This window comes from Prescottella equi, assembly GCF_002094305.1.
GTDB lineage: Bacteria > Actinomycetota > Actinomycetes > Mycobacteriales > Mycobacteriaceae > Prescottella > Prescottella equi.
The window spans coordinates 1-17,647 of sequence record NZ_LWTX01000004.1 but is presented as its reverse complement, the minus strand read 5'-3'; the positions used below and the strand labels follow the sequence as shown (position 1 = coordinate 17,647).

17 protein-coding genes are annotated in these 17,647 nt (G+C 69.0%); 9 read left to right on the top strand and 8 right to left on the bottom strand.

Features of this window, described 5'->3' with window-relative positions:
* Positions 1–7 precede the first annotated feature (7 nt).
* Positions 8–166, bottom strand: coding sequence for a hypothetical protein (locus tag A6I89_RS24625; RefSeq protein WP_013415898.1), 159 nt, complete (start codon positions 164–166; stop codon positions 8–10).
* A gap of 97 nt (positions 167–263) precedes the next feature.
* Positions 264–944: a PIG-L deacetylase family protein gene (locus tag A6I89_RS12280; RefSeq protein WP_022595696.1), complete on the bottom strand. Its 681-nt coding sequence runs from the start codon at positions 942–944 to the stop codon at positions 264–266.
* A gap of 154 nt (positions 945–1,098) precedes the next feature.
* On the opposite strand from A6I89_RS12280, the gene A6I89_RS12275 reads away from it, so the two are divergent.
* On the top strand, positions 1,099–1,854 hold the full coding sequence (locus A6I89_RS12275; protein WP_022595695.1) for a TetR/AcrR family transcriptional regulator: 756 nt from the start codon (positions 1,099–1,101) through the stop codon (positions 1,852–1,854).
* Between the two features lie 11 nt (positions 1,855–1,865).
* On the opposite strand, the gene A6I89_RS12270 is transcribed toward A6I89_RS12275, so the two are convergent.
* Genes A6I89_RS12270 through aspS form a run of 3 tightly spaced genes read right to left on the bottom strand, consistent with a single transcriptional unit; the run spans position 1,866 to position 5,864 of the window.
* The gene (locus A6I89_RS12270; protein WP_005513479.1) at positions 1,866–3,044 is read right to left on the bottom strand and encodes a hypothetical protein; all 1,179 of its coding nucleotides are present in this window, start codon (positions 3,042–3,044) and stop codon (positions 1,866–1,868) included.
* A 48-nt stretch (positions 3,045–3,092) separates the two neighbouring features.
* Positions 3,093–4,058, bottom strand: a complete 966-nt coding sequence (locus A6I89_RS12265; protein ID WP_022595694.1) for a DUF389 domain-containing protein — start codon at positions 4,056–4,058, stop codon at positions 3,093–3,095.
* 24 nt (positions 4,059–4,082) lie between these two features.
* Entirely contained in the window at positions 4,083–5,864 is a 1,782-nt protein-coding gene (aspS, locus tag A6I89_RS12260; RefSeq protein ID WP_022595693.1) for an aspartate--tRNA ligase, read from the bottom strand.
* A gap of 167 nt (positions 5,865–6,031) precedes the next feature.
* On the opposite strand from aspS, the gene ypfJ reads away from it, so the two are divergent.
* Together ypfJ and A6I89_RS12250 are read left to right on the top strand one after the other, a co-directional pair.
* On the top strand, positions 6,032–6,961 hold the full coding sequence (gene ypfJ, locus A6I89_RS12255; RefSeq protein ID WP_022595692.1) for a KPN_02809 family neutral zinc metallopeptidase: 930 nt from the start codon (positions 6,032–6,034) through the stop codon (positions 6,959–6,961).
* 67 nt (positions 6,962–7,028) lie between these two features.
* Entirely contained in the window at positions 7,029–8,543 is a 1,515-nt protein-coding gene (locus tag A6I89_RS12250) for an AMP-binding protein (protein ID WP_232244938.1), read from the top strand.
* 3 nt (positions 8,544–8,546) lie between these two features.
* Here the strand turns inward: A6I89_RS12250 and A6I89_RS12245 are convergent, their stop codons facing one another.
* Positions 8,547–9,710 carry an AI-2E family transporter gene (locus tag A6I89_RS12245; RefSeq protein WP_022595690.1) on the bottom strand — a complete coding sequence of 388 codons (1,164 nt, stop codon included), beginning with the start codon at positions 9,708–9,710 and terminating at the stop codon, positions 8,547–8,549.
* A 159-nt stretch (positions 9,711–9,869) separates the two neighbouring features.
* Between A6I89_RS12245 and A6I89_RS12240 the strand changes: the two genes are divergently transcribed.
* Positions 9,870–11,021 (top strand): acetyl-CoA C-acetyltransferase, encoded by a 1,152-nt coding sequence (locus A6I89_RS12240; protein WP_022595689.1) that lies wholly within the window; start codon positions 9,870–9,872, stop codon positions 11,019–11,021.
* A gap of 21 nt (positions 11,022–11,042) precedes the next feature.
* Here A6I89_RS12240 and A6I89_RS12235 read toward each other — a convergent pair whose 3' ends face one another.
* A complete protein-coding gene (locus A6I89_RS12235) occupies positions 11,043–12,068 on the bottom strand; it encodes an Rv2578c family radical SAM protein (RefSeq protein ID WP_022595688.1) in 1,026 nt (341 codons plus the stop codon).
* 114 nt (positions 12,069–12,182) lie between these two features.
* Between A6I89_RS12235 and A6I89_RS12230 the strand changes: the two genes are divergently transcribed.
* Positions 12,183–12,548, top strand: a complete 366-nt coding sequence (locus A6I89_RS12230; protein WP_037085313.1) for a RidA family protein — start codon at positions 12,183–12,185, stop codon at positions 12,546–12,548.
* 85 nt (positions 12,549–12,633) lie between these two features.
* Here A6I89_RS12230 and A6I89_RS12225 read toward each other — a convergent pair whose 3' ends face one another.
* Entirely contained in the window at positions 12,634–13,278 is a 645-nt protein-coding gene (locus A6I89_RS12225) for a M23 family metallopeptidase (protein WP_022595687.1), read from the bottom strand.
* Between the two features lie 400 nt (positions 13,279–13,678).
* Between A6I89_RS12225 and A6I89_RS12215 the strand changes: the two genes are divergently transcribed.
* The 4 genes from A6I89_RS12215 (at position 13,679) to A6I89_RS12200 (ending at position 17,562) form a co-directional block, all read left to right on the top strand.
* Positions 13,679–14,056, top strand: coding sequence for a BlaI/MecI/CopY family transcriptional regulator (locus A6I89_RS12215; protein WP_005513497.1), 378 nt, complete (start codon positions 13,679–13,681; stop codon positions 14,054–14,056).
* The gene (locus A6I89_RS12210; protein WP_044990939.1) at positions 14,053–15,000 is read left to right on the top strand and encodes a M56 family metallopeptidase; all 948 of its coding nucleotides are present in this window, start codon (positions 14,053–14,055) and stop codon (positions 14,998–15,000) included. The genes A6I89_RS12215 and A6I89_RS12210 overlap by 4 nt, the downstream gene beginning before the upstream one ends.
* Positions 15,001–15,130: 130 nt before the next feature.
* The gene (locus A6I89_RS12205; protein ID WP_022595683.1) at positions 15,131–16,672 is read left to right on the top strand and encodes a multicopper oxidase family protein; all 1,542 of its coding nucleotides are present in this window, start codon (positions 15,131–15,133) and stop codon (positions 16,670–16,672) included.
* Positions 16,673–16,719: 47 nt separating this feature from the next.
* A complete protein-coding gene (locus tag A6I89_RS12200) occupies positions 16,720–17,562 on the top strand; it encodes a F510_1955 family glycosylhydrolase (RefSeq protein ID WP_022595682.1) in 843 nt (280 codons plus the stop codon).
* The last annotated feature ends 85 nt before the right edge of the window (positions 17,563–17,647 follow it).

Sequence of the window (17,647 nt, the reverse complement as noted above, 5' to 3'; positions counted from 1 at the left end):
CGCCCGGTCAGCGGCCGAACAGCGATGCGAAGAAGCCCGACTTGGCCGGCTTCTCGCACGTGCAACGCTCACTCGCCGGGACCGTCCGCATGACGCTGTCGACGTGCTGGCCGCAGCCGCCCCACGTGGTCTTGGAGCAGGTCTTGCAGGTGACGGGGTAACACACGATGAATCTCCTCGGGGATGTTGCGGATCGTGCCGTCAACAATACCCCCTGGGGTATCCACGACAATGTGCTTGTGCCCACACCCCCCGAGCCGGGGTCAGCGCCGCTGTGTGGTCGATCGGATCCGGTCGAGGGGCCCCGAGAGCTCGAGACGCCGGCGCAGGACCGGGTTGTCGGTGGCCTGGCTTGCGTGGCACGCGATGGCAGCAGCCTGCATCTCCCGATCGACGGCCACATCGAGCACGTCGTCACCCTCGAACCCGGCGAAGGCCGCGCCGAAATCGCGGTTCAGTGCGTCGGCGACGGCCGGTGCCACGCCCCACTCGAGCACCCGCAGACCTCGTTCACGCGCGACGCGGACAGCGGACGCCGTCGCCGCACGATGGTCGGGATGACCTGTGACGCCGCTCGACTCGAACACGACCAGCGTCGCGGCCGTTCCGAGCGCATCGACCACCACCGCGTCGAGCGCGTCGGGGTCCACCCCGTCCAGACCGCCGTCGGGGAAGTCCAGAAGAGCGACGTCGCCGATTCCGAGGCCGGCGGCGGCGGCCGACAGCTCGTCGCGTCGTATCTCCGCGAGGTCCACGACAGCGCCGAGCGTGCTGGCCTCGCCGGCCGTCAGGCACAACACGCGAATGTCGGCGCCGAGCACCGCCAGCGCGGCCAGCACCCCGCCCAATCCGAAACTCTCGTCGTCCGGATGCGCCACCACCACGAGCGACGGACCGCCCGCAGCGATCTCACCCAGAACCGCGTCCGCTGTACCCGTGTCCATGCCGAATCCCTTCCGAGTCGCTCCAGTCTCGTCCACCCAGCGCCACACCACAGTCGGAACCGCCGAACGGACACAATTCGGCCAGCCTCCACACAATCGGGGTTTACGTTGTAAAGTGATTACTACCTGCAGTCTTTACAGTGTAAGGAGATGGATGGGCACGACGGCCGCACACCCGCGTGTGTCCCGGACGATGTCGATGTTGTGGACGCCCCCGGGCGAGGAACACACCTCACAGACGGGTCTGACGCTTGCCGCGATCATCGACACCGCCACCGCGATCGCCGACGAACGCGGTGACACCGCGGTGCCGCTGCGCGCGATCGGCAAGCGCCTCGGATGTAGCGCGATGGCGCTCTACACCTACGTCGACGGGAAGGACGAACTGCTCGACCTGATGTACGACCGGGCCCACCGAGAGTTCGGGACGGCGGCCCCGGTTTCGGTGATCGAATGGACCGAGCGGCTCCTGGACCTCTATCTCGCCCACCCGTGGCTACTCGACATCGCGCCCGCCCGCCCGGTGCTCGGACCCCATCAGCAGCAGGCCTTCGAGCTTCTCCTCGGCACACTCGTGCCCTACGGCTTCGATCGCCGGGACGTCGTGGCGATCGCCTCGTCGGCGTACTCGCTTCCCGCCGCGGCCGCACGGACGATCGTCGATGCGAGGCGCGCGCGGTCGGCCGGCGAGGACGCCGGAGAACCGTCGTGGAATCCCCGTCTGGAGGCACTGGCCGCGGCCGCGCCCGACTTCGCCGAGAGATTCCCTCTTGCGAGCGGGCTCGGACACGGGGCTCCCGGCGGTGGTGTGCCCAGCATGGAACAGGCGGCACGAGAGAACCTGCGTCGCTCCGTCGAGCTGCTGGTCGCCGGCGCCTCGGATCGGGAAGACTCCGCGGACGCCGGCTGACGAGCTGTCGGTCAGCGCATGCGTTCGCGCAGACGCGCGAGGACCTGCGCGGCGTGCTCCGCAACGGCCTCGTGGCCGGTCTGCTCCGCGAACGTCGCCAGGCTCCCCCATCGCGCCTGCAGAGCCTCGGCTCGCGGCGCGGAGAGCTGGTGGCCCCGCACGGCCGCGATGCGCGTGTAATCCTCCGGCAGGAACAGGAAGGTGCTCAGCCACACCCACACGAGCTGGGCGTCGAGAACGCGCTCGGTGAGGAAGTCGTCGTCCGCGAGGGCTGGCCACATACCGACGACCTCGGCGCGCCAGGCCTCGGTCATCGCCCGCGCCCGCTCGTACGACAACTCGATGCTGCACAGACAGGCGGGGAACGAGACGAGCGCGTAAGCCAGATCGAGGGTGGCGTCGCGGAAGCCGCCCCATTCGTAGTCCAGGAAGCGGACACCCTCGTCGTTCACGATGATGTTGTCCGGGCACAGATCCGACGGACTGAAGGCGCGGAATCGGCCCCCGCCGAACAGCTTGCCGGCCCGGGCCGCGACGTCGAGCACGGCCGGCGAGACCTCGACCCCGAGCTGCTCGGCCAGCAGCGCCGGCACCGTCTCGAGCGAGGCTGCGGCCTGCTCCGCGACCACATCTCCGCAATGGGCCACCTCGGCGCGCCGCAGCAGCGCCGTGAAGTCCTCTTCGCGACCCACCGTGGCCGCGTGCATCCGGCCGAGGGCCTGCGCCATCGCCATCAGCGAGTTCGTGACCGAGTCGGGATCGGAGTGCTTGAGCAGCGTCGCGAACGGCGTGGAATCGCCGAGGTCGCCGAGAACGAGCAGGCGCGTCTCGAAGTCGTAGGCGAGCAGCTCCGCGCCGGGCCGGTTCTCCGTAGCGAGCGCCGTGGCGAACTGGTACGACACCGCTTCCCGCAGGAAGGCGACATCGACGGAGTTGTCGTCGACGCCGTCGAACTCGATCCGCCGCGGGTCGGCCGCCTTGCGGGACGATTCGCGTACCTGCTTGAGAACGAGCGTCCGGGGCAGGGAGAACGGGTTCTCGGCGACGCGGACTCGGAGCACGATCGTGCGGCCGCTCCCCCCGAGATCGACTGGGTCGACGAGTCGGACAGCGGCGCCCGTGCGACGGGCGAGCAACTTCTCGGCTGCGGCAACGACCTCGGAGAGGGGTTCCGCCAATATTGCGGTCATCGCCCCCCAACCTACCTGGCCGACTCGTTCGAGGCCGGGCATTCGGGATCAGGAACGCGGCGCCCAGGGCGCTGACCTGGGAATATTGTGTGTTGCAGCTCGGTCACGACGCGTGCGCGTCTGCTGGAGGAGCAGCACCGCGATGGCCGCGATCACAATTCCGGTCAGATTGACGCCGAGCTGGAGCGCCGACATCGCCGCCACCCGCCACTCGCCGAGGGTGGCGGCAACCGCCGTGAAACCGGCCGCGGGGACCGTCGTCACCGAGATGAACACGCCGACCAGCGCCGCCGACTTCGCGGAGACGAGGGCCAGCATGCCCGCGGCGCCGGCGAGCAGGGCGACGATGAACGACGACAGTCCGACCCGGTAGATGAAGTCGACCTGGTGCAGGTCCTCGATCGTCGCGAGGTCGACCCAGCCCAGCAACTTGGCTATCAGCGTGCACGCCACCGTGACGGCGATGGCGAACGGAAAGCCGGCCACCAACGCGATCAAGGAACGGCGGGCCAGGCTGAACTTCCTGCGGGCGACTGCGACCGCGAGCGCGGCGAGTGGTCCGAATTCCGGCCCCACCACCATCGCCCCCACGATCGTCACCGGCGAGTCCGTCACGATGCCCACCGACGCCAGCAGACACGCAATGGTGAGGAACGCCAGGAACGTGACGTTGAGCGTCGACTCCTCGCGGGTCCGGGAGATCAGTTCCTCCCAGACGACCGTGTCGTCCGGGTCGCCGGGAGCCGCCTGTTCGGCCGCCCGCGCCGAATCCGAGAGCACCGTCTCCGTCGGCACCAACGTGATGGCGCCGATGTGTTCCATTCGCAGCGCGTGGAGTTGATCGAGCACTTCGTTGGCCGACTCGCGCGCGATGTCCGCCTGGACCACGTCACCGGCGGGCTCCACTGCGGAGCCCCGCGCCACCGTGATGTGGGTGGCGCCGGGCTCCTCCTCGAGCAGTGCGAGAACCTCGTCGGTGAAGTCCGCCGGACAGATCACGCGCAGATGCAGCACGTGTGTTCCCCCCGCCCCGGTGTCCTACTCGGACTCGGCTGCCGCAGGTTCGGGCTTGGCGTCGATGCCGGATTCCTTGCGCTGGAGTTCGGTAATGGGTGCGGGCGCGTCGGTGAGCGGGTCGACGCCGCCTCCCGACTTCGGGAAGGCGATGACCTCGCGGATCGAATCGACTCCCGCGAGGAGCGCGGTGATGCGGTCCCAACCGAACGCGATGCCGCCGTGCGGCGGGGCGCCGAACGCGAAGGCATCGAGCAGGAAGCCGAACTTCTCCTCGGCCTCCTCGTGGGAGATGCCCATCACCTTGAAGACGCGTTCCTGGATGTCCTTGCGGTGGATACGAATCGAACCGCCGCCGATCTCGTTGCCGTTGCAGACGATGTCGTAGGCGTAGGCCAGGGCCTTGCCCGGGTCGGTGTCGAACGTATCGATCGACTCCGGCTTGGGCGAGGTGAAGGCGTGGTGGACCGCGGTCCACGCGCTGTACCCGAGGGCCACGTCACCGCTCGCGGTGGCGTCGGCGGTGGGCTCGAACATCGGTGCGTCGACGATCCACACGAACGCCCACGCGTCCCGATCGATGAGGTTCTGCTTACGGGCGATCTCGCCGCGAGCCGCGCCGAGCAGCGCGCGCATCGGCTTGGTTGCGCCGGCCGCGAAGAAGATGCAGTCGCCCGGCTTCGCGCCGACGTGGGCGGCCAGACCGTCGCGCTCGGCATCGGTGAGGTTCTTGGCGACCGGGCCGCCGAGCGTGCCGTCCTCACCCACCAGGACGTACGCCAGACCCTTCGCGCCGCGCTGCTTGGCCCATTCCTGCCAGGCGTCGAGCTGCTTGCGGGGCTGGCTCGCGCCACCCGGCATCACGACCGCGCCGACGTACTCCGCCTGGAAGACGCGGAACGTCGTGTCCTTGAAGAAGTCCATGCATTCGACGAGTTCGATGTCGAACCGCAGGTCCGGCTTGTCGGATCCGAACCGGCGCATCGCCTCGGCGTAGGTCATCCGGGCGATCGGCGTGCTGATCTCGTGGCCGATGAGCTTCCACACCGCGTGCAGGATCTCCTCGGCGAGGAGGATCACGTCCTCCTGCGTCACGAAGCTCATCTCGATGTCGAGCTGAGTGAACTCGGGCTGGCGGTCGGCGCGGAAGTCCTCGTCGCGGTAGCAGCGCGCGATCTGGTAGTAGCGCTCGATGCCACCGACCATCAGCAGCTGTTTGAACAGCTGCGGGCTCTGCGGCAGCGCGTAGAAGCTACCCGGCTGCAGGCGTGCGGGCACGAGGAAGTCACGCGCACCCTCCGGCGTCGAGCGGGTGAGGGTCGGGGTCTCGACCTCGACGAACTCGTGGTGGGCCAGCACGGCCCGCGCAGCGGCGTTGGCCTTCGAACGCAGCCGGATCGCGCGGCCCGGGCCCTCCCGGCGCAGATCCAGGTAGCGGTACTTCAGGCGGGCTTCCTCGCCCGCCTGGTCGTCGAGCTGGAACGGCAGCGGGGCGCTCTCGTTCAGCACCTCGAGCTCCGTCGCGTTGACCTCGATGGCACCGGTGGGGATCTCGAAGTTCTGGTTGCCCTCGGGACGCACCTCGACCTTGCCGGTGACCTTGACGCAGTACTCGGCGCGCAGTCGATGCGCCTGCTCGAGTACGTCGCCGGCACGGAACACCACCTGGGAAACGCCCGACGCATCACGGAGATCGATGAAGATCACTCCGCCGTGATCGCGCCGCCGGGCCACCCAGCCGGTGAGGGTGACGGTCTGCTCAGCGTGCTCGGGTCGTAGCGAGCCTGCCAGGTGGGTGCGCAGCACGGGATTCCTTTCACAAACATCCAGCACAGTGGTCGATCCGTGCGTACGGCACGGTGTTCTGTTGCTGCGATCCTACGGAGGCACCTCGTGTTACCGGAAACGCACGCCCGGATTGCTGGAATGCTGTTACGACCGGCACACACGGATTCGGACAGGGAGCCAACGCGATGACGTTCAACGACGACGTCCCGATCAACGCCGACCGAGTTTCCGTCGGAGGTGGCGGAGGCGGTCGACGCGGCGGGAAGTACGTGCTCGGCGGTGGCGCGGGTGGCCTGATAGTCCTCGTCCTCGCGCTGCTCCTCGGCGGCGATCCGGGGTCGCTTCTCGGCGCGACGGACGGGTCGTACGACGCCGGCACGAGCGCGGTCGGCGGCTCCGGTCTGGAGAACTGTGAGTTCGGCGTCGACGCGAACCGGGACGTCGGCTGCCGAGTGGCCGGGACCGCGGAGAGTCTCGACGCCGTCTGGGGCGCACAGCTGCCCACCCAGACCGGCGTCAGGTACGAGGCGCCGAAGGTTCGGCTCTTCTCCGGCGCGATCGACACCGGGTGCGGTTACGCCACGAGCGACGTCGGCCCGTTCTACTGCCCCGCCGATTCGACGGCCTACTTCGACACCAGCTTCTTCCAGTTGCTCGTCGACCGGTACGGCGCGAATGCCGGCCCGCTCGCGCAGGAGTACGTCGTTGCGCACGAGTTCGGGCATCACATCCAGAACCAGCTCGGCGACATCGGCCGGGCACAACAGGATCCGCGCGGTGCGGCGTCGCTGGCGGTGCGCACCGAACTGCAGGCCGACTGCTACGCCGGACTGTGGGCGCACTACGCGTCGAACCAACCCGGCCCCGACAGCTCGCGGCCGTTCCTGGAGCCGTTGACCGACGCCGATGTCCGCGACGCGCTGTCGGCCGCCTCCGCAGTCGGCGACGACCGGATCCAGCGGTCGGCCGGTGCCCGGGTCAACCCCGAGGGGTGGACGCACGGGTCGTCGGAGCAGCGGCAGAAGTGGTTCGCCGCAGGCTTGGACTCCGGCAAGGTCGCGGCGTGCGACACCTACGCGGCCCGGGACCTGAACAGTCCGCCCGCGCTGCGCTGACCCGCGCCGCCTAGCCTGTGCGGGACCGACATTCGACGACAGTTCCCGGAGGCTTCCCTTGGCGATCGTGCATCGTGAGCGCGCACTCGAGGCCCCCGGCGAGGTGGCGCTGCGTGACGACCGCGTCGAGCTGTCCTGGCGGGACGTCGACCGCACGGTGAACAGGATCGCGAACGCACTGCGCGACAGCGGGTCGGGCCCGGAGCGACGGGTGGCGGTGTTCGCCCGCAACTCCGCCGAGACCGTCCTCGCCCACGCCGGGCTCATCCATGCGGGCTGCTCCCCCGTTCCTGCGAGTTTCCATCTGACGGCGCCGGAACTGGCATACATCCTCGAGGATTCGCATGCAACGGTTCTGTTCGTCGGCCCGGAGACCGCTGCGATCGGGGCCGAGGCGGCGCGCCTCGCGGGAGTGCCGCTGGTGGTCGGCTGGCGCTGCGACACGGGCGCGGTGACACCGTGGACGGGGTGGCTCGCGGCGGCGTCGGACGACGACCCGCCGTCGGACGTCCCGGCTCTGCCCTTCCTGTCCTACACGTCGGGCACCACCGGGACCCCTAAGGGCGTCAACGCGCTTGCGGGCAGCCCGGTCCCGGGTACGACGGTGGACGCGTACGTGCGCTCGATGCGGTCCCTGCCGCTCGCCCAGTGGCCGGGTCACCTCGTGGTGGGCCCGCTGCACCACACCGGCCCGCTCGCCGGCGTGCGTCTCGTCGCGTGCGGCATGCCGGTCACCGTGCTGGAACGGTTCGACGCCGAGTCGGTCCTCGCGGCCGTCGACCGGTACCGCATCGCGACGTCACTCATGGTGCCGACACACTTCCACCGGCTGTTGTCGCTGCCCGACGAGGTCCGCGACCGCTACGACGTCGGCTCGCTGAAGCTCGTCACCCACACCGGTGCCGCATGCCCTCGTGATGTCAAGCAGGCGATGATCGACTGGTTCGGACCCGTCCTGTTCGATTCGTACGGCGGTAGCGAATCCGGCCCACTGTGCGGGATCTCGTCGGCCGACTGGCTTCGACGTCCGGGCAGCGTCGGGCAGGTCCGCCCGCCGTTCGTCCGGGCCGTCGCGGTGGACGCCGACGGCAACGAGCTCCCGGCCGGCGTCGAGGGCAGGCTCGCATTCGAGGAGCGCGACGGGCGGTCCGTCGCGTATCTCAACGCCGCGCAGAAGACGTCGGACGCGCTCGTCCGGCCGGGGCTGTTCACTCTGGGCGACGTCGGCTACGTCGACGACGAGGGCTTCGTGTTCATCACCGATCGCGAGACCGACATGATCATCTCCGGCGGAGTCAACATCTATCCCGCCGAGATCGAAAACGTGCTGGTCACTCACCCGGGTGTCGCGGATGCCGCGGTGATCGGGGTGCCCGACGCCGACATGGGCGAGTCGGTGCACGCGTTGGTCGTTCCCCGCGAGCGGACGCCGGATGTCGCAGATCTCGTCGAGCACTGCCGTGCCTCGCTGGCGGGCTACAAGGTTCCGCGCAGTATCGAATTCCGGGACGACCTCGGCCGCTCGACGATGGGCAAACTCACCAAGCGGGTGTTGCGAGCGCCCTACTGGCCGCAGCGCTGAGGATCACTCGCCGTCCCGGTTCTCGTCGTCGTCATCGGACCCGGCGGCCCGGTCCGGCCCACCGTCGACTTCCTGGACGAGTTCGTATCGGTGGCCGTAGGTTTCGACGATCGCCTGGATGACCGCGACCACCGGCACCGACACCAGCGCACCGATGGCACCGAAGAGCGAGGCGCCGACGATCACCGACCCGAACGCCACCGCGGGATGGATCGACACGGTGCGCGAGGTGATCCGGGGGTGGAGGATGTAGTTCTCGATCTGCTGGTAGGCGGTGCCGAACAGGATCACCCACACCGCGTCCAGGGGCTGCGCGGCGGCAGCGATGACGGCCGGCAGCCCGATCGCCAGGTACGTGCCGAGCGTCGGAATGAACTGCGAGACGACGCCCGTCCAGATCGCCAGCGGAAGCCAGTACGGGACACCGATGATCAGGAAGAAGATGCCGGTGGCGACCGCACTGAACGCCGCGAGGATGACGCGCGACACCACGTACCCGCCGGCCTTGTCGACGGAGATCTCCCAGACCGAAGCGATCACCTTCTGCTGACGGGCCGGGAACCAACTGGAGATGGTGCGGCGCAACTGCGGGCCCTGCGCGGACATGTAGAAGACGAACAGCAGCACCGTCGCGGCCTGGAAGATCACCCCGACGAGCGTCGAGACGACGCCCAGCACACCGGGCGTGTACTTCTCGGCGAGATCCCGGACCGTCTCCGGCGTGATGTTGATGAGGTCCTTGCCGGTGGCGAAGTCGGTGCCGAATTTGCGGTTGGCCCAATCGGTCACGCGGGTCAGGGCGTCGGGTAGGGCTCCGAGCAGCTGCGCGAGCTGTTCGGCCAGGAGCGCCCCGAAGATCGCGATGAATCCGATCGCGAACACGATCGTCCCGAACAGCACGAGGCCGGTTCCGAGTCCGCGGCGCATACCGGTGCGTTCGAGCCGGTCGACGACGGGCTCGATGGTGACGCTGGCCAGCCACGCGAGGAACAGCATGCCGAGGAAGTCCCGGATGTGGTGGAACAGCCAACCCGAGACCTGGTAGGCGGCGACCGCGAGCAGGATGTAGACGATCGCCACCCGCAGTGAACGCAGGTCGGCTCGTCGGCTGCCGCGACCGGTCGCGGCCGGGCCCTCGGCGTCGGCCCGCGGCTCCTCCCCACCCATCGCACCCTCCGCCCCGTCTCGGTTGCCGGTCTATCGCGGAACCTACCCGTCGCAGCGAGATCGGGCGGGGAGGTTGCGACAGCCGAGTCGAGGCTGGACGTGCCCCACCACCTCCTGTATAGATTAATTATCTACCTGATTAACGGCGAGGAGCATCCCATGACCGAGGCGTACATCATCGATGCCGTTCGCACCCCTATCGGGAGAAGGAACGGAGCGCTCGCGGCCGTCCACCCGATCGATCTGGGCGCCGACGTCATCCGGGCCGCGATGAACCGAACTTCCGTCGACCCCGCAGCCGTCGACGACGTCGTCTTCGGGTGCGTCGATGCGATCGGCGGGCAGGCCGGGAACATCGCCCGCACGTCCTGGCTGGCCGCCGGACTCCCCGAGGAGGTGCCTGGCACGACGGTCGACCGGCAGTGCGGGTCGAGCCAGCAGGCGCTGCACTTCGCCGCGCAGGCAGTGATGAGCGGGGCCTCGGACCTCATCCTGGCGGGCGGGGTGCAGAGCATGAGCCGGATTCCGATCTCCGCGGCCATGACCGTCGGTCGCGAGTTCGGCTTCGAGGATCCGTTCTCCGGCTCGGCGCAGTGGCGGCGCCGCTACGGCGACCAGGAGGTCTCGCAGTTCCACGGCGCCGAACTGATCGCCGACAAGTGGGGCATCAGCCGCGTGGAGATGGAGCGCTGGGCGCTGCGCAGTCACGAACGGGCGCAGGCGGCGATCGCCGAGGGACGATTCGCGAGCGAGACGGTTCCGGTCGGCGACTTCACCATCGACGAATGCCCACGCGACACCAGCCTGGAGGCGATGGCGAAGTTGCCCACCCTGCGGCCCGGCGGCACCCTGACGGCAGCGCTGGCCAGCCAGATCTCGGACGGAGCCAGCGCAGTCCTCGTCGCCTCGGAGGCCGCGGTGAAGGCGCACGACCTGACACCGCGGGCACGCATCCACCACCTCAGCGTCCGGGGCGCGGACCCCATCTTCATGCTCAGCGCGCCGATTCCGGCCACGGAGTATGCGCTCCGCAAGACCGGAATGCGGATCGACGACTTCGACGCGTTCGAGGTCAACGAGGCGTTCGCTTCCGTCGTGCTGGCCTGGATCGCCGAGACCGGGGCGGACCCGGACCGCGTCAACGTCAACGGAGGCGGCATCGCGCTCGGACATCCGCTGGGTGCGTCGGGTACGAAGCTGTTCGCCACCCTGCTGCACGAACTCGAACGCACGGGTGGACGATTCGGTTTGCAGACGATGTGCGAGGGCGGCGGAACCGCGAACGTCCTGATCGTCGAACGCCTCGGCTGACCCCGCTGCGCCCGCGCTCCCTCAGAACAGGGTGAGCGCGGGCCCCGTGCCGGCCGTGGCGAGCTCACGCCGCTCCGGAGTGGGTGCGGCGCGGTGCTCGGATCGTGCACCCAGCCCGTACTTCTCGACCATGGGCTCGACGCGCGCTCGCAGCCACGTCTTGTACTCGGGTGCGACGTAGGCACCGCGGCCGTACAACTGCCGGTACCTCCGCACCAGCGCCGGATGCTCGGAGGCGAGCCAGTTCAGGAACCATCCGCGCGTGCTGCCACGCAGGTGCATGGGAAAGATCGTGACACCCGTGGCCCCCGCGTCGGCGATCGCGCAGAGCAACCCGTCGAGGTGCGCGGTCGAGTCGGTCAGGTAGGGAATGACCGGCGCCACCATGACATTGCAGGGCAGGCCCGCGTCGGTGACCGACCGGATCAGATCCAGGCGCGCCCGTGGTGAGGGCGTACCGGGTTCGACGGCCTTCTGCAGTTCGGGATCGTGGATCGCGAGGGAGACCCCGATGCCGACCGAGACGCGCTCGGCGGCCTGCCGCAGCATCGGCAGATCCCGGCGCAGCAGCGTGCCCTTGGTGAGGATCGAGAACGGCGTGTCCGACTCGGTGAGCGCCCCGATGATCGCGGGCATCAACCGGTAGCGCCCCTCGGCCCGCTGATACGGATCCGTGTTGGTACCCAGAGCGACGTGCTCACGCTTCCACGATCGCCGCGCAAGTTCCTTGCGCAGCACCGCGGCGACGTTCATCTTCACGACGACCTGCGAATCGAAGTCGCTGCCGGCGTCCAGATCCAGGTACTCGTGCGTGGGACGCGCGAAGCAGTACCGGCACGCGTGCGTGCAACCGCGAAACGTGTTGACGGTGAACTGGAACGGAAGCGCTGACGCCTCGGGCACCTTGTTCAGCGCACTCTTGCACAGCACCTCGTGGAACGTGATGCCCTCGAACTCGGGAGTCTGGACGCTGCGTACCAGCCCGGCCCGCTCGAGTCCCGGGAGCGCACCATCGTCGGTGTCGATTGTCTGCCCCTGCCACCTCATGCATCCAGTCGAACACGCGTGCGAATCGCTGTCAACCGCAACTTCGAATGGACGTTCGAGGAAATCGGCGGGCGGGGAACATGCCGGAAACACGCGACTGTCACAATTCTCGCCATGACCAGAAAGAACATCTCGTCCGGTTCCGAGTGGGAGCCCAAGATCGGCTACTCGCGTGCCGTGCGGATCGGCAACCAGGTCGCCGTCTCCGGAACCACCTCTCCCGGCGCCACCCTCGAGGAGCAGACCCGCGGCGCCCTGGCGACCATCGCAGCGTCCCTCACCGAGGCCGGTGCGTCCCTCTCGGACGTCATCCGCACCCGCATGTACCTGCGTGACATGAGCAAGTGGGAGGAAGCCGCCCTGGCGCACGGCGAGGTGTTCGGTGAGATCCGTCCCGCCACGACGATCCTCGAGGTGAGCGCCCTCATCGACTCCGACCTTCTGATCGAGATCGAGGCCGACGCCGTCGTCGCCGACTGATCACCCTCCGCCCGGGGCCGCCTGCCGAGAACCACTCAGCGGGCGGCCCGCGTCGTCCCGCGGGTGTCGACGAGAGACGAGGACCTCAGAACATGATGACGCCGCGCGCGGCGAGCCACGGGATGGGGTCGATCTTGATCCACCCCGGCAGGTCCACCTCGAAGTGCAGGTGCGGGCCCGTCGACTGGCCTCGGCTTCCGACCAGACCGATCTGCTGGCCCACCGACACCCGCTGTCCGACCTTGACGAAGTTGACGTCGTTGTGGCCGTACGTGGTCACCGTGCCGTCGTTGTGACGGATCCGGATCCACAGCCCGAATCCCGAGGCGGGGCCGGAGTCGATGACGACGCCGTCGGCTGCCGCGAGGATCGGCGAACGCATCGGCGCCGCGATGTCGATGCCCATGTGGCCTCCGCCGAAGCGCTGCGAGATCGGCCCCGACGCCGGGCGCCCGACCCCACCGAGGCCGAGGCTGCCGAGGGGCAGTCCGGAGCTGGACCCGAAGTCCAGGTTCTGAATGCTCTGGATGGCACCGGAGACGGTTCCGACCAGCGACGTCGCCTGGTCGATGAGACCGGTGATCTCGGACGAGCTGGGCAACGGCGGTAGCGCCGGTTGTGCCGATGCGGCCGGGGCGGACATCACCGCGACTCCGGCCGTGAGGCCTGCAGCCGCCACGACCCCGGCCACCATGCGCCGAACCCCCAAGCGCCACTTGGAACCCGCCATCCCACACCCTTTCATCGAACGTTAGATCAGATCGGTAGAGCCACAGCGGATACGAACTCGTCACGAATCCACGACACGAAGAAGTCCCACATCCGAGCCACCGGCGCAACTCCAACGGCGACGGGCATCGCGGTGCCGATCCCTCGAATCGACCTCCGAGAGCTGTTCGAGAGGCCGGCCGGGCCCTCCCACAGTGGGGACGCTTGCATGAGTTGCATGACGTGGAGATCCGCCTCTCGCGACATAAGGACGGCCAACGCCGTCGGGCCATCCGCGCCCACGTGTGCAGGCGGAGCAAAGCGTCGGAATCGCGGGCGGCGATTCCTTGCCACACGTTCAGCGCGGCGACCGGACCTCACCCGGCGTCGTATCCTGAGGGCGACGATAACGGGAGGAATGTGTGCGTGTGCGCGGATTCGGCGAGCTCGAGGCCGTCGTGATGGACCGATTGTGGGATCGCGGTGCCGCCGCCACGGTTCGACAGGTCTTCGACGAGCTCGCGCAGGAGCGTTCGATCGCGTACACGACGGTGATGTCCACGATGGACAATCTGCACCGTAAGGGCTGGCTCGAGCGTGAACGCGTCGGCAAGGCATTCAGCTACTGGCCGGTCCTCACCCGCGAGCAGCACACCGCCCGACTGATGCGTGACGCCTTCGACGACGGCGGACGCTCGGATCTGGTACTCACTCATTTCATCGAGCAGATGTCCGAGGAGCAGTCGGCGAGCCTGCGTATCGCGCTCGACCGCTTCACTTCCCGGGGAGACGCCGGATGAGCGCGGCGGCGTGCATGGCGGCGTATGCCGTCACCGTCGCCGTCGTCGCCCCGCGCATCCTGCCGCGCCTGACCCGCAGCGGCATCGCACCCCGGCTCGGTGTGGCCGCCTGGCTGGCCGCCATCGCCACCACGGTGCTCGCGGCGGTGGTGAGTGTCGTCGCCGTCATCGCGGAGGCGGTCGTCGGGCGGTCGATCGTGGACGCCTGCGAGCATCTCGTGCAGGCAGTGTCCGGGGTGCACAGCGCGCCCGCCGCACAGTTCGCGACGACCGTGGTGGCGCTCGCTGCGGGCGGAACGCTCACCTTCGCCGGCGTGCAGTTGACGCGCAACCTCGCTGCGCGTCGCCGGGTCACCTTCCACCACGCGCGTTCCGCCCGGATGGTGGGGCGCAGGATCGCCGGCGTCGACGCCGTCGTGCTCGATGCACCGGAGCGGGCCGCTTACTGCGTGCCGGGGCGCCCCCACGCCATCGTCGTGACGCGAGGAGCCCTCGACGCGCTCGATCATCCGCAACTCGACGCGGTACTCGCGCACGAGCGCGCGCACCTCGACGGGCGGCACCCGCAACTCCTGGCCGTCGTGCGTGCCCTTGCCGACACCGCGCCGCGGGTCTCCATCTTCACGGCGGGTGCGGCGGATGTCGCCCGGCTGCTCGAGATGTGCGCGGACGATCAGGCGATGCGTACTCACGAACCGCGCATGCTGTTGCACGGGCTCGTCGCTCTCGCGGGCGTCGGCCCCGTCCCCGACGGCGCGGTGGGCGCCGGGAACGTCGCGGTCCTGGACCGAGCCGGGAGGCTCGCCTCGCCGGCGGATCGGGCCGACCGACTCCGTAACCGTGCGCAGCTCGGAGCGGCGATCGCACTCCTCGCGGCCCTCCCCCTCGCCGCCACTGCGCTGGCCCTCGCCGGCCGGATGCTGTGCATCACCGCAGTGTTCTGACCCCTCCGATCGGCGACACCCGCGGGTGACTCGGGCCACGCTACGGGGCTCTTCGCTTCGCCTTCTACTAACCTACTAAGTAGGTCAGTAGTTTTCGGTGGTCGCACGATCGCCATGTTCAGGAGCCCCGATGATCGAACGGAACAACCACCTGCAGCACGGCATCTCGCGGCGCCGCTTCATGCTGCTCGCCGGAGGCATCGGCGCGGCCGCGGTCGCCACCGCGTGCGGCTCCGGCACCTCGACGACGACAGCAGTGGGATCGGGCGCGTCCGCCGTGACTGCTGCCGAGAACGCCCGACGCAGCGGTACCGGCCGCACCGTCGCCGTCACGCTGCGCGCACGCCCCGAACGCATCGACCTCGGCGGCGTCGTCGTGGACACGTGGGCTTACGACGGACGCGTGCCGGGCCCCGAGATCCGCGCCCGCCGGGGCGACGTCCTCAGCGTCGACTTCGCCAACGAACTTCCCGACGAGTCGACGGTGCACTGGCACGGAATCGCCCTGCGCAACGACATGGACGGGGTGCCCGAACTGACACAGGCGGCGGTCCGGCCCGGGGACTCGTTCCGCTACGAGTTCACCGTTCCCGACGCCGGAACCCACTGGTTCCATCCGCACGTCGGAATGCAGTTGGACCGCGGACTCTACGCGCCGCTGATCGTCGAGGATCCCGACGACGGCGCGGACTACGACCTCGAGGCGGTCCTCGTCCTCGACGACTGGCTCGACGGGGTCGCCGGTACCCCGGACGAGCAGCTCGCGACTCTGCGCCGGGAGGGCATGCCCGGGATGAGCGGCATGGACCACGGGGCGATGGGTGGAATGGGCATGGGCGGTATGGGCATGCGCGCCGATCCGGGGAACCCGCTGGGGACGGACGCGGGGGACGTCAACTATCCGTACTACCTGATCAACGGACGCACGGTGCTCGACCCGGCCAACGTCGCGGGCCGTCCCGGCCAACGCATCCGGTTGCGGATCGTCAACGCGGCTGCGGACACAGCGTTCCGGTTCGCGGTCGGCGGACACCGGATGACGGTGACCCACAGCGACGGCTACCGGGTCGAACCTCTCGAGGCGGAGTCCGTGCTGATCAGCATGGGCGAACGATTCGACGTGACCGTCACACTCGGCGACGGGGCCTTCCCGATCGTCGCCTCCGCCGAGGGCAAGAACGGACATGCGCTCGCTGTCCTGCGGACCGGCGCCGGCGAAACCCCCGGCCCCGATGCCCGGCCGACGGAGTTGACCGCGAATCCGGTGACCGGCGCGCAGCTGCGAGCGCCCGCCGACGTCCGGCTCGCGGCCCGCGCGCCCGACCGCACCCACGACCTGATTCTCGGAATGGAGATGTCGGGATACACGTGGACCGTCAACGGCGAGACCTACGGCGATCACACCCCACTCGAGGTCACCGAGGGTGAGCGTGTGCGGCTGCGTTTCGTCAACGGCACCATGATGTTCCACCCGATGCACGTGCACGGCCACACCTATCAGGTGGTGGACCGATCGGGGGCAGGTGCACGCAAGGACACCTCGCTCGTGCTTCCCGGACAGACGGTGGAGGTCGACCTCGACGCGACCAATCCGGGCCAGTGGATGATCCACTGCCACAACCTCTATCACGGTGAGGCGGGAATGATGACCGTCCTCTCCTACGTCGACTGATCGACGATTCCCGCCCCACACCCATCCCGAGGACGGAGAAGTTACTGATGGCGCGATTCCGCACCGCCGCACTGCCCCTGATCGCCGCGGCGGCCCTGGCCGTGGCCGGGTGCACCACCGACACGAAGACGACGGCCGATGCCGAGACGACCACCCCGCCGGCGCCCAATCCACGACTGACGACCATGCCGCTGAGCCCCGAGCTGGACCATCTGCACGGCCTGCACGTCGACGCCGACGGAACAGTGCTCGCCGGAACGCATTCCGGCCTGCTCGCACTGGCACCGTCCGGGAACACGACGCGGGTCGGGACATCGGACGACGATCTGATGGGCCTCAGCGGAGTACCCGGCACCGACACCCTGTTCTCGTCGGGACACCCGGGGCCCTCGAGCGACGCTCCCGATCCGCTGGGCCTGGCGCGCAGCACCGATGGCGGAGTGACGTGGGAGTCCCGGTCCCTCGTCGGTGAGGTCGACTTCCACGCCCTTGCCAGTGACGGCGACGTACTCGCCGGCTTCGACACCTCGTCGGGCATCCGGGTATCCGCGGACGACGGTGCGACGTGGGCCGACGGTGCGGCGATCGGGGTATCCGCGTTGGCGGTGACCGAAGCCGGCATCTGGGCGGCCACCCCGGACGGTCTGCTGCTCAGCACCGACGGCGCCCGCACGTTCGCCCCCACGCCGGGCGCACCGCGGCTCGGACTGGTCTCGGCGGGGACCGACGGCGCCCTGTGGGGCATGGACGTCGACGGCAACGCATGGCGCAGCCGGGACGGACGCGCGTGGGAGGAGTTCACCCGGGTCGGTGATGTCGAGGCCCTCACGGCGCTCGACTACGACACCGCGTACGCGGCGACCGCGCAGGAACTACACACCCTGCGCTGAACGGTCCGCGCCTGGTTGACTCGAACATTCGTTCGAACTAGGCTCGTGTCATGAATCCGGGGGGACTCAACAATTCGGGCATCGC

Excerpts from the sequence above, each read along its gene's own strand:
- A6I89_RS12275 (WP_022595695.1), top strand. The coding sequence starts at position 1,099 with ATGGGCACGACGGCCGCACACCCGCGTGTGTCCCGGACGATGTCGATG.
- A6I89_RS12245 (WP_022595690.1), bottom strand. The coding sequence starts at position 9,710 with ATGGGTGGGGAGGAGCCGCGGGCCGACGCCGAGGGCCCGGCCGCGACC.
- A6I89_RS12200 (WP_022595682.1), top strand. The coding sequence starts at position 16,720 with ATGGCGCGATTCCGCACCGCCGCACTGCCCCTGATCGCCGCGGCGGCC.
- A6I89_RS12270 (WP_005513479.1), bottom strand. The coding sequence starts at position 3,044 with ATGACCGCAATATTGGCGGAACCCCTCTCCGAGGTCGTTGCCGCAGCC.
- A6I89_RS12205 (WP_022595683.1), top strand. The coding sequence starts at position 15,131 with ATGATCGAACGGAACAACCACCTGCAGCACGGCATCTCGCGGCGCCGC.
- A6I89_RS12235 (WP_022595688.1), bottom strand. The coding sequence starts at position 12,068 with ATGAGGTGGCAGGGGCAGACAATCGACACCGACGATGGTGCGCTCCCG.
- ypfJ (WP_022595692.1), top strand. The coding sequence starts at position 6,032 with ATGACGTTCAACGACGACGTCCCGATCAACGCCGACCGAGTTTCCGTC.
- A6I89_RS12225 (WP_022595687.1), bottom strand. The coding sequence starts at position 13,278 with ATGGCGGGTTCCAAGTGGCGCTTGGGGGTTCGGCGCATGGTGGCCGGG.
- A6I89_RS12240 (WP_022595689.1), top strand. The coding sequence starts at position 9,870 with ATGACCGAGGCGTACATCATCGATGCCGTTCGCACCCCTATCGGGAGA.
- A6I89_RS12210 (WP_044990939.1), top strand. The coding sequence starts at position 14,053 with ATGAGCGCGGCGGCGTGCATGGCGGCGTATGCCGTCACCGTCGCCGTC.
- A6I89_RS12280 (WP_022595696.1), bottom strand. The coding sequence starts at position 944 with ATGGACACGGGTACAGCGGACGCGGTTCTGGGTGAGATCGCTGCGGGC.
- A6I89_RS12230 (WP_037085313.1), top strand. The coding sequence starts at position 12,183 with ATGACCAGAAAGAACATCTCGTCCGGTTCCGAGTGGGAGCCCAAGATC.